This window comes from Lacipirellulaceae bacterium, assembly GCA_040218535.1.
Classification (GTDB): domain Bacteria; phylum Planctomycetota; class Planctomycetia; order Pirellulales; family Lacipirellulaceae; genus Adhaeretor.
In genome coordinates this window covers 1,147,214-1,160,584 of sequence record JAVJRG010000005.1, presented here as the reverse complement: position 1 = coordinate 1,160,584, position 13,371 = coordinate 1,147,214, and the positions used below count along the sequence as shown (strand labels likewise).

Sequence of the window (13,371 nt, the reverse complement as noted above, 5' to 3'; positions counted from 1 at the left end):
CCAGAAGAGTCACACATTGAGGGTGTACCCGAAATGAAGAGATGTGCTTGCGAAACACCCATCGGAGAGCTGACGTATCTCGGAGGTTCACCCCCTTGTGAAAAGTTTCACAAGCAAACCATGTGAAACTTTTCACAAGGCCCTTTTTTCCTCACTTTGGCACTGCCGTCGTGCTATGCTGGAACCTTGGGACACGCACCATAACGGTGGGCTTCTGGAGGAAGCCGATCCCAACTCTCTTCAAAAATCTGCTCTTAGCGGGAGGTCACTATGGATCAACTCACTGCTCGCGACTTCATGGTCAAGAAGCTTGTTACTCTACGTCCTGAAATGGACGTGCTCAAAGCGGTTCAGATGCTGCTGAAAAATCGCATCTCCGGCGCACCGGTCGTGGACGACTCTGGCAACTACTTGGGAATCTTCAGTGAGAAATGCTCGATGCACTTTCTCCTGGATGCCGCTTACGACCAGCTTCCCTCGAGCAGCGTCGAGTCGTTCATGGACCGCGATGCCCAGACGATTGACCCGAACGCACAACTCTTATCGATTGCCCAGGTGTTCCTGCTGACATCCTATCGCCGCTTGCCGGTGCTCGAAGACGGCAGACTGATTGGCCAAGTTAGCCGAAGAGACGTCCTGCACGCGGCACTGAAACTGGTGAAGAAATCGCCACCGAAGGCCTCCGACAGTACGATTCTGTATCTAAGTGCGTTAAAAGAGCGAAGCGAGGCCCCCGTGGCTTAGTTGGCGGCGAAATCTGGGCAATTAAGGTGTTTAGCTACAACAAGCTAGACACAAACGGAGCGACTGCATATACTACTTGCAATCGTATTGCATGTAATGCCGCACTTGGCTTCTCCGAAGTCTATGTCCCTCCCCAGCCAACAGCTCTCGAAGCATCATCTGAAACTGGCCTTCATCGGCTTAGTTCTGCTGACGTATGGCAGCACGGGGGTTTTTCGCTACGGTTTGCACACGGTTCTGGACTGCGAGCACTGCACAGCCGCGAGCTGCTGCACGAAGGGTTCGACTGCCGCTGAGCGGCAAGCCTGCCAGGGCTGTTCCTGCTGCCACACATGCGAGGTCCAACTCGAAGCAACTGCGGTGACAAGCGATAGTTGCTGTCCTGCCGAACAGAATTCTTGTGAAGTTCCTCACAAGAGCGACTCCGCCGGGACGCTTGTTGCTGCTGAAGGATACTGCCCTATCTGTGCTTTCCTTGCCCAGGCTCAGACACCGGCGGCAGTGCCGACCAACTTCTTGCAAGTCACTTACGTCGCCGGTCAGCCGGTGCCTAGTGAAACTCTGGCTCCTGATGTCCTCACCTATACGCCTCATGCTCGTGGGCCACCGACCGTCTGAAGGTTGGTTTTTCTCGCTCACATTTTCTCATGCATGAGGAAGAGTCATGGTTGCTCATAGCAAGCAACGCTGCCTGATAGGCCGCTTTGCCCGCAGCAGCACACATTCCAGAGTTTATCGGCAAGCTTTTACGCTCGTTGAATTGTTGGTGGTCATTGCGATCATCGGAGTCTTAATCGGTCTGTTGCTACCGGCGGTACAAGCTGCCCGCGGCGCGGCACGACGTATGGACTGCGCCAACAACCTCAAGCAACTTGGCTTGGCGACGATGAGCTACTGCGACACGCATGACGGGGATTTTCCCCGAGCTCGCCATGACAACACGGTCGAGGAGCAGGAGTCCTGGATTTGGACTCTGAAACCGTACTCCGAGGCGGTGGATTCCATTCGGATTTGCCCGGATGACGAGCAGCGAGATGAACGCCTTCGACAGGGTCTGACGAGTTACCTACTGAATGGTTTTCTTGTTTACGAAGACTCTCTACGTCCTGGTTCGATTCTCAACTTTGAGAAGCTCCGGGCGACTTCGCGGACGATCATGATGTTCGAGGCAGCGGATGATTTACCGCTGGGCACGGCTAACGATCATACGCACTCGCCTGCTTGGTTCGATAGTTGGTACTTCGACCGGAACGCCGTGATGCAAACCATCAAAGCCGAGGTGGCCGTGGCACGTCACGCTGGCGGTTCGCACTTTCTTTACGCCGACGGGCACGTTGCCTTCGTTCCGGAGGATCAAATCTCCGAATGGATCGACGAGCCATTTCAATTTGCTAAGCCTGAATAGCAGGCCTACAGCACTATCACGGATTGAAAAGCATCTCAGGAAGAGCTGCGTGCTCAGCTTGCGCTTCCGGGTTTAGCTGCACAGCATTTTTCACGATTTGTTCTGAAGGGGAAGATAGTCTGATGTGTTCTCATATTCGTTTTCTTTCTACCACAATCATTGCTACAGGCTTGGTTGTAACACTAGCATTAACGGCAACTGCCCAAGACCCACACGGGCACGGGGCAGATGTTGAAGTCGCCATTGAGGGCGGAGAGCTCGTCCTTAGCACGGACATCGTTGAAGCCGAGTTCGGTTCGGCTTTCCCAGCACTTGGGATGAATCAGTTCGACGATCCTGGCTTTCTGGCAGAAAAGGAACCACCGCTGGGTGAGCCTTCGGTTCCCGATGGGGCCATCTTTGGCTTCGACGTGGGACTGATCGATTTTAGCGGCACCCAACGCAGCCTCTGGTTTTGGGATGGCACCGGAGCCCCCTCGTTTGGGATGGCACCTCATGAGCTAGAGATCGCTGATCCTCCCTCGGCTCAGTCGATCCAAATCGACGGGTCCGCAGCTGCGACCGGGTTTTTCTTTGCCCAGTCGGACGACCAGCCAGGACAGGATGAGCTGTTCGACGATCACTTGGTTTTCTCACTCGTAGATAACGCCGGAAACGACGTGGCCGCTCCGACAGCGGGAATCTATCTGGTGAAGACGACCCACAAAGCTGAGCTCAACGGAAACGCTTTTGCTGGTTCGCCGGAGCTGTACTGGGTCGCCGCTGTGGGCGTAGATGAAGTAGTCCACGAGGAAGCGGTCGATTTCGTGAGCGAACAGTTCGGCTTGGGGATTCCTGAACCAACCACGGCTGTCTTGGGTCTGCTCGCTTCAATGGGACTTTGTGCAGTACGACGCCGCAGCTAATTGAGCGGAGAATGGATTGAGTTATTCGCCCGGCGCGTGGCTTCGCGAGATTCCTCGCGCCGGGCTATTCATCTGTTTCACATTCTCACTGAGAATTGTCATGAAATTGTTTCAACGATCGATCTTGGGGTTCATTATCCTGGCCCTATCTCCGGCAGTTGGTCTCTCCCAAGATCTCGACATTAATTTTACGAACAACGCCGGTAGCTTGACGCTTACGCAAGGCAACACCCGCTCGGCATTTCTAATTGCTCCCGGGTTCCCACCGATGCCAGGCGATCCGCCGGTTAGTACCGACCAACCTGGCTTTCGCGCACCGCCGGGGGCACTGTCCGAAGGAGCGATCGTCAACCTGCGAGTGATTCAACCGCTGCTGTACTGGGATGGTGCCGAGGTTGCAAACCCAACTCCATTGACGACACCGTTTCGCGTGGAGAACCTAGCTGGAACGCTCTTTGACGTCACGCGCAACAAAGTTCCAGATCACGCTCCGCTTCCGGTCGCCGTCGCCTTTAATAATGGCGAAGTCCACGACCACATCCTATTTCGGCTCTTCGAGCTAACCTCACCCGACGGGGCCTACGGGATTGTCGGGCAATTGGAAGTTGACGGACATTCGCCGACAGAACCTTTTCTGTTCGTCTTCGCCCAGCGAATCACCGCAGGGCAGCGGGACCAAGCGGTAACTGATCTTTTGGCCGCCAGCGGCATCGAGCCGGGAGCTCTCCGGGCAGATTTTGATCTTGATGCCTCGGTCGATGGCGGTGACTTGGCGGACTGGGAAACGGGATACGGCATCGCCTCTGCGGCACTGCTCAGCGATGGGGACGCCACGCGGGACGCACAGGTTGCAGGGAACGATTTCCTGACTTGGCAGCAGGAAGCCAGTATCATGCCTTTGGTAACCGCGGTCCCCGAGCCGAGTAGCTTGATGCTCTTGGGTTTGGCGGGATCAATGATGCTAGGGCTGCGAAGGGGACGCCACTAGCAGGGTTTTTCAGGGTTTGATACGCTACTGAGACGTAGTCGCCGTGCAAGCACCCGCGGCCAGATTGTGGCTCCATTTTCGACTCTCTACTTTCCAATCTCACATGTCCCAAGCCATCGCCGGGGTTGTTCCCGCTACTGAACGTGAAGCAACGATCATGACCGTCTGGCCCACCCTTGGTGCCACGGCATACGGGCGTTGGTGGGGTCGTCGGTTTGCGAATAAGCTGGGAATCTCCGTATTTGGGATTCCCTTTACTGTGGGACGTTTGATGGCACTGGTGTCGATTCCTTTCGTCCTGCCGCTCTATTTCCACATGCTGGTTCCCAGGTTGCCCTTGGTGGTAGCGGGATTCCCAAACTCAGCGTGCCGTCGGTATCGGCTCACGAATCGCCGACTGATCGTCGAACAGCCCTATGGCGGTGGTGAGCAGCAGAGCGTTTCGCTTGATCGGTTTGACTCGATCGAGACAATCGTTCTGCCTGGCCAGGAGTGGTATCCGGCGGGTGATTTGGTCTTTAAGAATGGCGAAATCGAAACCTTCCGCCTCTCTGGAGTGCCTCATCCAAAAGCCTTCCGTTCGACCTGCTTCAAAGCCCACCAAGTCTTTGTGGGCGTTCAAAAGGCGCGCGAAGCGGGTGCCGCTGTTTAGCACGCGTTCGCTGCTTCTTAGCCGGAACGCGTTAGCGTCCGGTTCCCTGAGCAACCGGGGGCTAACGCCCTCCGGCTAATAGTTTTGAGGTAGCTACCAGTCTTGCCCAGCGACCCTAACGACTAGGCAAAGTTCTCTGACACGGTCGTCTTTTCGTGTCTTGACTGCCAAGCTAGGTCAGCAAAACGGATGCCGCGCAGTGCATGCATCCACGCCGATACGTTCCCGTAGCGGATGACTAAGAGTCCGCGCGGTTTGAGCATCGTGTGTGGAGAACGTCGGGATGATTGGTTTCGTCAGAAGTACAGTCGCGGGATTAGTCCTTTTTTCGAGCTCCAGTTTGCTAGCCGCTGAGAGCACCTCGACAACGACCGCCAAGATCCACACCTTGGCCTTGAAGCCGAACCAATCGGCTACCAAAGATTGCAAGACAAAAAAGCCGCGACCGTTGCGTCATGGCATCTTCCGCTTCACTCGTTATCCGGCAGCGTGGACAGCCGCTCAGAAAACGGGCCGCCCGATCTTGGTCTACGCGACCGCCAATCAGTGCCCTTACTGCGTGAAGATGCTGGAGAAGACCTACAAGCAAGAAAAAATCTCAAAGCTGGTAGAAGGCTCATTCGAAACGGTTTACGTCGATCGCCACGCTCAACCAAAGCTCGTCGAGAAGATGCACATCAAATGGTACCCCACGACCATCGTGGTGACGCCGGGCAACAAGGTTATCGAGAAGATCGAAGGGTACGTCTCGCCCGAGGAATTCACGGCTCGCATCAACACCAGCCTCGCCAGTGCTGCGAAGGCAAACAAGCTTGCTGAGATCGCTAAGGCGGAGCGGAAGTAAGTTGGCAATGCGCCGTGCGAGGCGTAGCTCGCGGGCTACGTCGAATAATAGCGTCACTGCAAGTTCCAAGACTCAGCTAGCCCGCGAGCTGCGCCTCGCACGGAACCCTAGGCAGTCGTTCGCGCGCCGAGTGTCTCTACGACCCAGCCGATGGCTGCCGCGGAAATCTCAACAGGGAGAGAAGCCTGCGGTTTCACTTCGTGTGCAACCTGCGTCGGGTCAAGCGGCACGTGCACGAACGCCGCTTCGGTGGGCAAGCTGAACTGCTCAATGTAGTAGTGGGCAAGATATAGGGCGGCATTGCACAGGAACGAGCCTGCGTGAAACGAAACTTGCGTCGGCACACCCTGGCCGCGAAGTTCCCGTGCCCAGTCGCCTAACGGCAATTCGCTGCGATAGGCAACCGGGCCATCCTCAGCGAGCAGACCAGCCTCGTCACGATGCGTGCCATGCGGCAACGCGATGTTGAGCCCAATGGATTCAAACTCAATCCCGCCATAACCGGGCGCTTGGCCCAGCATGAGGACGACGTCGTACTGATCTTGCAGGTCGGAAGCGAGCCGTTCCCGCAACTCACCAAAGTCGACGGGGTAGAGCCGCGTCGTTACCTCGGCCGAAGGTGCCAAGTCACGCATGAGGTGCTGCACTAGCAGCCAGCTTGCGTTCTCCGTCCATGATTCGTAGGCATCGAATGCCGTTAGCAGGATCCTTGTCATGCGCGCTAGTATGACTGCTCCGGGAGGAAATTCAATCCTTTGTGCCCTGGAAAGTGACCGTAGAGCGGGCACTCCTGCCCGTTTGCGTTTGACCTTTAGAGTAAGTGACGGCCAAGAGTGGCCGTCCTACGGTTGAACGCCCATAGCTATCAGCTTATCACGAACGATCACTCGCGAAGACTCCATCCAACGTCTCCTCAATAGGACACATACGAGACCAACAACGGAATAAAACATAACTAATACTGGCAGAATGAAGTTGATACGAGGCGGTACCTCTTGAAACTTCTCGATCCAGAAGGCAATCGGACTGATGCTGAAGAGGATGTCGAACAGGAAACTCTCGTTGCCGGGCAATTGATTCACTCTGGCCGTGATAGCAGTCAACAGCGGCACAACAGCCAAAATGAGTGTGGCAAACAGGCCGAGCGCAATGCCGTTATTATTCGACGAGTAGGCTGCGCAGGTCTGCAGCAATCCTCCTACCGAGAGCGTCAACAATGAGACGATAAACAGCACCTGGCCGACCTCGGGCCACGAGATGGGTAGCCCGAACCGGCTAGTCATTGAAGGCAACATCATGCCAACTATCGCCACAAGGCCTGCTATAAGACAGAAGATGAGCAGGCTAAGGCTTATCGGAGTGCGGTCGGAGGTCGCTATTTCCAAGGGCGAATACCTGCACCCTCGTTTACGCCAGATCTCCCGTTTGAGCATTTCCGCCCGCGGCGTTGTGAAGAGGATGAGCATCAGGACAGCGATGAGGTGAATCGCTGCGAAAATCCACACCGCATCCGTGGAGCGTGCGGTCGCAACACGTTCGTGCATGACAAAACCGGCGGCAATGAAATCGATGACTATTAGTAAGCCGTAGGCCAGCGGTTTGCTCAACAGCGGTCGCTCTGCATTCTCTAGGCGACGTGACATGACTCGAATCGACAGCCAAGCGACGAGTAGTTGGAACAAAGGCGCGATGACCAACGAAGGGAGTTCGAAACTCCAAAGCGAGACCTTCGCCAGCCAGGCATCGCCCTTGGAAAGTTGCACCAGAGAAGCCAGAGGTGTCAGCAAGCCGAGCGGTGTCGCCAACCAGCCATTGGTAAGCGCCTGCCCTCCCCCACCGAAGGCAACCTGCGGAAGAATGAACATCGGTATAAAAAAGAGCCAACCGAGGCTGCCATTGGAATTACTATGCCCTGTGCTTTGTGTTGGTTCTCTGAGCGTATGGATCGTCGCTACCGCCGCCATCATGAAGCAGAAAGTGAGAAGATTCAAATAAAGCAGGGCGATAACCGCTGCCGTCGCTCCGCCTAAAAACCAGCCAAAGATTGCAAAAGGGATCGTTGAGAGAATGAGAAAGTACGAAAGCGTCGGTTCGCCGATGATCTTTCCCAGCAGAATCTGCCGCGGCGGCAGCGAAACAATTTTCTGAAATTCCAAGGTGCGATTAGCGACTTCTGAATTCAGCGAACTGCTCACGGTAGTAAGACTGATGAGCCCGCAGAGTAGGAACAGGCCGCCAACGATTACCAGCAGCAGCATTCGTCCGTAGGGCAGCGGAAGTCGATCGGCATTGTGATTCAAGATCGCGACCGCAAGGCCCAACAGCACAACAAGTCCCGCGCAAATCAACCCGGGCGAAGTACGCCTGAACTTCAGCCGCAACGCGGTGACGACCATCGGGTTGTTCCAGAAATCGAGCATGAGTGGCTATTGGCTGTTGGCTGTCAGCTATCGGCTAAGTGAGGATAGGGATTTAACTCGTTTTGTGTCCTGAGATCCGCATGTAGATTTCTTCCAGGTCGTCCTCGCTGGCGGACATGGACACTAAAGGGATGTCCGCTTCGACAATCGCTCGGTGTAGCTGGGGTAGCTCTTGGCGGGTTGCTCGCCAATCGCACCGTACTTTGCTTTCTTTTGTGGTGACGTTTTCCGCAGCCTGCCACTTGGCGAGGAGCTCCGTCAATTCCGAAACGTGGCCGTCATCGCCGACGGTTTCGATTTCCAGGCGCAGGCCTGATTGAAGCTGGGCGAGGATTTCATCCACTTTGCCGCTTGCCAAGAGTTGACCTTGCTCAAGAATCCCGATGGACGTGCAGAACCCGGTCATCTCTGTGAGGATGTGGCTGGAGATCAGCACCGTGCGACCCATCGCGTGTAGGCTCTTGATCATTTCGCGAAACTCCACCCGCCCGGCTGGATCGAGCCCCGAAGCGGGCTCGTCGAGCAATAGGACTTCAGGCTCGTGAAGAAGGCTCTTCGCAAAGCAAATCCGTTGACGCATTCCGCGGGAGAGTTCGGCGATCTCCGCATCGCGTCGGACTTCCAGCGACACGAGCTCCAACGCTTCGCTAATGAGCTGGTCCCGCCGTTCCGCGGGGACGCCGTAGCAACGGGCGAAGTGATCGAGATATTCCCACACCCGCATGTTGTCGTAGAGGCTAAAGAAGTCGGACATGTACGCCAGCTTTGGATGCACGGCCAGCGGATCAGCCAGGAGATCAACGCCCGCAACGCGGACCCTCCCAAAGGTCGGCTCAAGGAGTGTCGCCAAGATGCGAATAAGCGTCGTCTTCCCTGCGCCGTTGGGACCGATGAGCCCGAAGACTTCGCCCTGTGCGATTTCGAGCGTGAGATTCTCAAGGGCGACCGTGTCGCCGTACTCCATGCGCAGGTTTTCGACTTGAATCATGGAGTTGTTGGAAGTCGCAAGAGTTGAACTCACGCCTAGGCAAAGCGAAACGCCGACCCTTTGAGCAAGTCATTCGACGCTTCTGCTGATCTCTTGGCGTTATTGTAGCAACCTTCCAACAGCTTTTCGATTTCTCGCAAGGCTTGCGGCAACGACTCCCAACAAGAAGTGAAGGCTCCCGGCGGGCTCTGGGACGGTGCGAGCAGCAAGCGAGGATTGGCTATTTGCTCCAACAGCTGCTTGCCAGGCAAGAAAATCGAAACCATCAACGATGCCATCATCGTTCGCATCGGCTCCTGAAGTCTCGCTATAGGCTAGCTGCCACTGGGTCAGGTCATTGCTATCGATGTTTCCGTCTCCGTCGAAATCACCCACGAGTACCGAGAGGACAAAGCGATAGAACTCGCTGGCGTCGAGGTTTCCATCCGAGTTTGCGCTCGCCGGAGTTTGCAGCGACCAGACAAGCTGACCACCGTCGCCCGTCTCGTAACGTCCGACGGCTAAGTAGATCTCTTCGGGCATCTCGCCAAATTCAGCCAGCAGGTCGATCACGCCTTCAAGGACGCCATCCCCATTGCCGCTGGCAATCTGCACGACACTCGCGGCGTCGAACCAGCCTTCGTAATCGTTGTCGTTCTCGTCGGCGAGAAACGCATCCCAGCCAGCAACTTCACTCGCCTTCGCCCAATTGGCTGGTTGCAGGTCGCCGGGGTCCCTTGCCAGATAGATGAATACATCCTGACCTTCGCCAGCATCTTCAGTGGCCACATAGAGCAGGCTGCCGTTGACGCTCGCGTAAAGGTGGTTGCCGCCAGCTTCTGCTAGAGTTTCAGCAACCGAGTCGAGAGTACCGTCCATCACGAAGGCTGGCCCTTGGGCTCCCGTGATCGGAAGGTGCCAGTCCGCGCCCTTGTTATTGTCCCATGTGTTTTGTCCGTCGGTAAAGACGAAATCGAATTGGCTGGCAGTTTCGCTGAGCGGGACGCTCACATTCCACATTTCGCTGGATGCGTCGTAGGTGAGTGGAAGTCGTGATGGCGAGACTTCTTGCCAATCATCAAAGCCAAAGTGCAACTCGATAACCTGAGCGTCGCCAAGTGGACCTCCCGCGGGGTCGTACTGAATTAGGGCAGACTCGCCAGCGACTAGCGGGTCGGGGCTAACGATCACTTGTGTCGGGTCGGTGCCAATCGAGGAGTCACCAATGTAGACATGCTGGATATCGCTGCGAGCGACGTTCCCCAGCCCATCGACCGCCTCAACATAGTAATCTACCAATACGTCCTCCAACCCCTCGATCATGCCACCATAGCGGAGCGCACGATAGGTGGGGCTCGTGATGTTTCCCGGCGGCTGCACGTCGCTGGAGTTCATCGAAACGCTGATCCAGTCGCCCACCTCGGCACCGCCCGCGTAAGTTTCGTTGTGCGTCGAATCCAGCGGGTTGAAGCCGTCACCGTCGATGCGGTACTTCAGTGTGACACTGCTGAGTTCGCTCACATCATAGGCGTAGGTCCAAACCTCAAAGTCTGAAGGCTCACGCGTGTTGCCAAACTCGAACCCGCCGGGGTTGTAGGACTCGCGCTGGGGATGCAGCAGCGTTGGTGGCGTGGTTTCGGCAGCCGACGATGAGTTGAGAACCTGATCTGCGTGGGCCACCGCAAGGTTGCTTCCGCGGGTGACGTTACTATCCCAGACTTCCGTACCATCCCAGTACCAATGATCCGACGCCTGCGCCTGCAGCAGGTAATGCCAGGACTTTGACACGGGACCACCGGTGCCTTGATAGACCTCCTGCATATTCGGAAAGGCGTCCGGCCCGCCAAGTGTCAAATCGTGGGCCGTGAAGACGCGGTTTTTGGCCGCGGTGAGCACTGCCCAGGAGTTGCGGTCGGGACTCCAACCGCTGGCGTCAGGGTCGCCCAGCCACTTTTTGAACTCGGGGTCACCGTTATCCGCCCCCGCCCACGAGCCGGGCTCAACGTGGACCACGTCGTTCGGGTCAACCGGATGCTTGTCGAGATAATCTTGGATGACGGTCACATTATAGTCGGGGTCGTTCTGCACCCAGTTGACCATGTTCTGGAAATTGCCGTTGTAATAGCCTTCCGAGCCGCCACCGAAGTTATCGCCATCATGATGCAACACGACGAGCATCGGATGGTCAGGATCGGTGTTGTACGGCAGGTACTGATCCATCACCTGGTCGTACAGAAAGGCCCCGTAGCCGCCACGGCCATCTTCATTCCCCTCGTAGCGTGCGGCGGGTACTCCGACGAGCTTTTGCACGCTTCCAGTGTTCGGATCGATATGTTGGACATGATGCGGTCGATAGGAGAACGGCGCACTCACTTGGCTTGGTGCCCAGAGGTTGTTCAACTGCACCCACGCCCCACCGTTGGTTGTCGGATCAGGGTTTATTTGATCGGCACGGTTGGGTGCATAGAGATTCGAGGCGTTGGTGTGAGGATAGTTCTGCGTCGCACGATCGAGATGGATGTTGTCATACAACGTCCACTCGATTCCTTCGGCCACGAGCGCAGGAATCATTCTCGAGGAGAAAGCCGTCTCGGCAGGAAAGTAACCTTTCGAGTACGGCACGTCGTTGCCCCAAGTCTGCTCATAGGTGTACTTGTGAAGGCGGATTTGCATCCGAAGATCACGCGTATCCAGCAGTGGCCCTAAGGGATGGTGATGACCAAAGCCGATAAGATCGAGCCGCGGGTTGCCCTCTGCTGTGGTGAGCGACTGGGCTTGGTTGTACGAGGACTCCCATTGCGACCAGCTACCGCCGTTCGCACCGGTTGCTTCGAGCTGATTCAGGTTCTGGATAAGTGAACCTGAGAAAGAGACCGAAGCGCCCAAATTCGGCAAATGGCTTCCTGCTTGAATCGCATTGAGCGGCCAGCTGGTGTAGGGCCCCTGACGTTGGTTGTGTACATCCACGGGACTGAATGAAAAATGCCCCGCGGCGTCCGTCTGCGTCAGCGTTTCACCCGGAAAATAAATCGGCTGGTGCATGTGCCAGAGAAAGCCGACTTGAATGGGCTCGACTGCTCGGACCTGTTGCAACGGGCCAAGAAAGTATCCGGATATTATCGCAACTAGAGCGGCGAGATACCGCAATACGAAGCTTGCGAGCCCACGCCGAGCGCTGAGCTCTCTCGAAAAGAAAAACACTGCTGCCCTCTAAAATAGAAACACAAAGAGCGGCTGGAGACTCAAGCCGCTGAATGTTTCATACTAGCCAGGATTTGGTTAACGGTGAAGCGGAATGTGGCCCAGATCGAGTACGGCAAACTGCAAATTGAGTATGGCTTCGCTACTCGAAACGGCGATTCGCTTCGGCTAAGCCGCGAGCGGCTAGGGCGGCTGCGATTGCTTTGTTTTGTTCTTCGGTTAGTTCCCAGCCCATCGCGCCGGCGGTCTCTTCGATCTGCCACGGACGCTTTGCTCCGCAGAGGACTGTGGTGATGCCTTGTTGACGCATCGTCCAGTTGATGACCAACTGGGCGACTGTCTTGCCGGCTTCTTCGGCGATTGCTGTGAGCCGAGTGACGAACTCCTGATTCCGTTGCCACTCCTCTCCCTGATACATCGGGTACTTAAGCCGGTTGTCACCTTCGGCCAGTTTGCCATCTGTCGGTAGTTTGCCGGCGAGTAAGCCTTTCATCAGAGGCCAGTAGATGGCTGTTGAAATGCGGTTCTCAATGCACCACGGGATTGTCTTCTGCTCGATGTCCCGTTGCAGCATGTTGTAGGGAAGCTGCACCACCGAGAGCGGACAGATGGAGTGAAACGTTTGCAATTGATCGAGCTGACAATTCGAGGCCCCGGCTAGCCGCGTCTTGCCTGCGGCGACAAGCTCTGCAATCGCACCAGCGGAATCTTCGAGTGGCAGCTTTGGGTCGGGCGAGTGAAGGTAATAGAGTTCGACGTGATCGACACCCAAGCGACGGAGGCTTTCGTCGCATTCGCGGCGAATGGTTTCAGGACGGGCATCCTGTTCCTGATTACCATCAGCGTTGTAGTGGATGCCACACTTGGTGGCGATTGTTAGATTCCCGCGGTCGACATTGGGATTGAGGTCGAGTGCCCGCCGAATCAGATTCTCGCTCTCGCCGCTCGGCCCATAGCAGTAGGCCGTATCGAGATGATTCACGCCACACTCAAGTGCCTTGCGAATCGTTGCGATGCTGTCCTCGTCGTTCGTGCCGAGCGTTGTGACACCAGCGATCGGCCAGCAACCCAAAGAAACCGGGGAGACTTGGATGTCGGACTGCCCAAGCGTGCGTAGCTCTGGCGAATCAATCGAAATCTTCTGAGACGAAATATCCATGGACAAAAGCATAATGGCCGCGAAGTCGGGCGTCACCCGTCTCCGCGGCCATTGTCGTTATCAATTACTAGATCCGTCGTCAGCAA

General features: G+C 56.1%; 12 protein-coding genes and 1 pseudogene. 8 read left to right on the top strand and 5 right to left on the bottom strand.

What is annotated here, in order from left to right:
* Nucleotides 1-270 precede the first annotated feature (270 nt).
* The 8 genes and pseudogenes from RIB44_04985 (at nucleotide 271) to RIB44_04950 (ending at nucleotide 5,538) form a co-directional block, all read left to right on the top strand.
* Nucleotides 271-744: a CBS domain-containing protein gene (locus RIB44_04985; GenBank protein MEQ8615929.1), complete on the top strand. Its 474-nt coding sequence runs from the start codon at nucleotides 271-273 to the stop codon at nucleotides 742-744.
* 123 nt (nucleotides 745-867) lie between these two features.
* The gene (locus tag RIB44_04980) at nucleotides 868-1,362 is read left to right on the top strand and encodes a hypothetical protein (protein MEQ8615928.1); all 495 of its coding nucleotides are present in this window, start codon (nucleotides 868-870) and stop codon (nucleotides 1,360-1,362) included.
* A gap of 76 nt (nucleotides 1,363-1,438) precedes the next feature.
* Nucleotides 1,439-1,735, top strand: a pseudogene (locus RIB44_04975) (DUF1559 domain-containing protein).
* Between the two features lie 165 nt (nucleotides 1,736-1,900).
* A complete protein-coding gene (locus RIB44_04970) occupies nucleotides 1,901-2,149 on the top strand; it encodes a hypothetical protein (GenBank protein ID MEQ8615927.1) in 249 nt (82 codons plus the stop codon).
* Nucleotides 2,150-2,271: 122 nt separating this feature from the next.
* Entirely contained in the window at nucleotides 2,272-3,054 is a 783-nt protein-coding gene (locus RIB44_04965) for a hypothetical protein (protein MEQ8615926.1), read from the top strand.
* Between the two features lie 100 nt (nucleotides 3,055-3,154).
* Complete coding sequence (locus RIB44_04960; GenBank protein ID MEQ8615925.1) at nucleotides 3,155-4,042, top strand: PEP-CTERM sorting domain-containing protein; 888 nt, start codon at nucleotides 3,155-3,157, stop codon at nucleotides 4,040-4,042.
* Nucleotides 4,043-4,145: 103 nt separating this feature from the next.
* Nucleotides 4,146-4,694, top strand: coding sequence for a PH domain-containing protein (locus tag RIB44_04955; protein ID MEQ8615924.1), 549 nt, complete (start codon nucleotides 4,146-4,148; stop codon nucleotides 4,692-4,694).
* A 283-nt stretch (nucleotides 4,695-4,977) separates the two neighbouring features.
* Complete coding sequence (locus tag RIB44_04950) at nucleotides 4,978-5,538, top strand: thioredoxin family protein (GenBank protein MEQ8615923.1); 561 nt, start codon at nucleotides 4,978-4,980, stop codon at nucleotides 5,536-5,538.
* Between the two features lie 107 nt (nucleotides 5,539-5,645).
* On the opposite strand, the gene RIB44_04945 is transcribed toward RIB44_04950, so the two are convergent.
* The 5 genes from RIB44_04945 to RIB44_04925 form a co-directional block, all read right to left on the bottom strand.
* Nucleotides 5,646-6,254, bottom strand: a complete 609-nt coding sequence (locus RIB44_04945; GenBank protein ID MEQ8615922.1) for a pyroglutamyl-peptidase I — start codon at nucleotides 6,252-6,254, stop codon at nucleotides 5,646-5,648.
* Between the two features lie 126 nt (nucleotides 6,255-6,380).
* On the bottom strand, nucleotides 6,381-7,958 hold the full coding sequence (locus RIB44_04940; GenBank protein MEQ8615921.1) for a hypothetical protein: 1,578 nt from the start codon (nucleotides 7,956-7,958) through the stop codon (nucleotides 6,381-6,383).
* A gap of 52 nt (nucleotides 7,959-8,010) precedes the next feature.
* A complete protein-coding gene (locus RIB44_04935; GenBank protein MEQ8615920.1) occupies nucleotides 8,011-8,946 on the bottom strand; it encodes an ABC transporter ATP-binding protein in 936 nt (311 codons plus the stop codon).
* Between the two features lie 99 nt (nucleotides 8,947-9,045).
* Nucleotides 9,046-12,126 (bottom strand): carbohydrate-binding protein, encoded by a 3,081-nt coding sequence (locus tag RIB44_04930; GenBank protein ID MEQ8615919.1) that lies wholly within the window; start codon nucleotides 12,124-12,126, stop codon nucleotides 9,046-9,048.
* Nucleotides 12,127-12,268: 142 nt separating this feature from the next.
* Nucleotides 12,269-13,285 (bottom strand): aldo/keto reductase, encoded by a 1,017-nt coding sequence (locus RIB44_04925; protein ID MEQ8615918.1) that lies wholly within the window; start codon nucleotides 13,283-13,285, stop codon nucleotides 12,269-12,271.
* Nucleotides 13,286-13,371 lie beyond the last annotated feature (86 nt).